The organism is Bradyrhizobium mercantei, assembly GCF_001982635.1.
Classification (GTDB): Bacteria; Pseudomonadota; Alphaproteobacteria; order Rhizobiales; family Xanthobacteraceae; genus Bradyrhizobium; species Bradyrhizobium mercantei.
In genome coordinates, this window is the sequence record NZ_MKFI01000060.1 from 1 (window position 1) to 723 (window position 723).

The window sequence follows — 723 nt, forward strand, 5'->3', positions numbered from 1 at the left end:
TGCCGGTGCCGCCGAGGCTCTTGTAATAGGTGACAGCCGCCTTGAGAAAGGGAACAGCGCTATCGGCCGTCTCGTCGGGCTTGATCTCGGAGAAAGCAACGCGGGAATGGTCGTCGATGCAGACGTGGACGAAATCCCAGCCAGCGCCACGGCTCTTGTTCGGACCACTCGGATCGCCAGTGATGCGGTGCCCGACACGCTCGAAACGCCCGAGCTTTTTGATGTCGATGTGAATGATCTCGCCTGGGCTCTTGCGCTCATAGCGGCGTTCCGGCTCGGCCGGCTCCAGATCGCGGATCCGGTTCAATCCCAAGCGGCGAAGGACACGGCTGACGGTGGCCGATGACACCTCGACCTCGGCCGCGATTTGCTTGCCGGTGTGGCGCTGCCGGCGCAAGGCCTCGATAGCGGCACATGTGGCAGCCGGGGTTTGGCTTGGCGATGAAAGGGGCCTTGAGGAGCGATCACGCAACCCCTCAACACCTTCTGCGCGGTACCGTTTGACCCATTTGGCGACCGACTTCGGCGTCGTATTGAACAACTCAGCCGCGCCAGCTTGGTTTAGCCCGCCTTGAACCACGCTTCGGACCATCGCCTCTCGACCTTTGGGCGTCAAAGGCGCATTCTTGTGCACGTTCATCTGGTCTCTCCTTGGAACACTGAAGCTTCGCAACCTCAGCTTCCTCGGTTCAGACCAGATGGACAACCTCCTGACAGACCACA

At 61.0% G+C, this 723-nt stretch carries 1 protein-coding gene; it reads right to left on the minus strand.

Annotation, left to right across the window (positions count from 1 at the left end; translation table 11 throughout):
* A partial coding sequence (locus tag BI327_RS40910; protein WP_076867250.1) for a helix-turn-helix domain-containing protein occupies positions 1 to 640 on the minus strand: 640 nt, incomplete at its 3' end.
* Positions 641 to 723: the final 83 nt, after the last annotated feature.